Annotated in this window: 1 protein-coding gene; it reads left to right on the plus strand. The window is 56.1% G+C overall.

Translation table 11 applies throughout. The features are described 5' to 3' along the window. A partial coding sequence (locus tag K5E19_RS23030) for an AAA family ATPase (RefSeq protein WP_221553248.1) occupies positions 1-848 on the plus strand: 848 nt, incomplete at both ends.

Genomic DNA, 848 nt, shown 5'->3' on the forward strand with positions numbered 1-848 from the left:
GCTTGTGGAGTGGTTAAAAGAGGCCTGGCTGCTGGCTTCAACGGAAATGCAGATGAGCGAATTACGGGGCGGCGTGCTGCTGCTGGCGCTTCTGCACTCGCCGCTACGTTACGTCCCTCCCGCGGCTGCCCGGCAACTGACCGGTATTAACCGCGATCGCTTGCAGCAGGATTTTTCGCAGTGGACGCGAGAGTCTGCTGAAACCGTGATACAGGATGACGACGGAAAAAACGTCAGCGTGGCGACGGATGCCAGCGATAGCCTGCTTGCGCGTTATGCCAGGAACATGACCGAGGACGCCCGTCAGGGGCGGCTTGATCCGGTGCTGTGCCGCGACCACGAAATCGATCTGATGATCGATATTCTTAGCCGTCGCCGCAAGAACAACCCTGTCGTGGTGGGTGAGGCCGGTGTGGGTAAAAGCGCGTTAATCGAAGGGCTTGCTCTGCGCATTGTTGCAGGCCAGGTACCGGATAAACTCAAAAACACCCGCATCATGAACCTGGATCTTGGGGCATTGCAGGCTGGAGCATCCGTCAAAGGTGAGTTTGAAAAACGCTTCAAAGGGTTGATGGCTGAAGTCATTTCATCCCCCATTCCAGTCATTCTGTTTATTGATGAAGCGCATACGCTGATAGGTGCCGGCAACCAGCAGGGCGGGCTGGATATTTCTAACCTTCTCAAACCGGCACTGGCGCGTGGTGAGCTGAAAACTATCGCCGCAACGACCTGGGGCGAATACAAAAAGTATTTTGAGAAGGACGCTGCACTGTCGCGTCGTTTCCAGTTGGTGAAGGTCAGTGAGCCGAATGCGGCCGAAGCCACGATCATTCTGCGCGGTCTGTCGG

This window comes from Enterobacter sp. RIT637 (assembly GCF_019718755.1).
In the GTDB taxonomy this organism is placed as follows: Bacteria; Pseudomonadota; Gammaproteobacteria; order Enterobacterales; family Enterobacteriaceae; genus Enterobacter.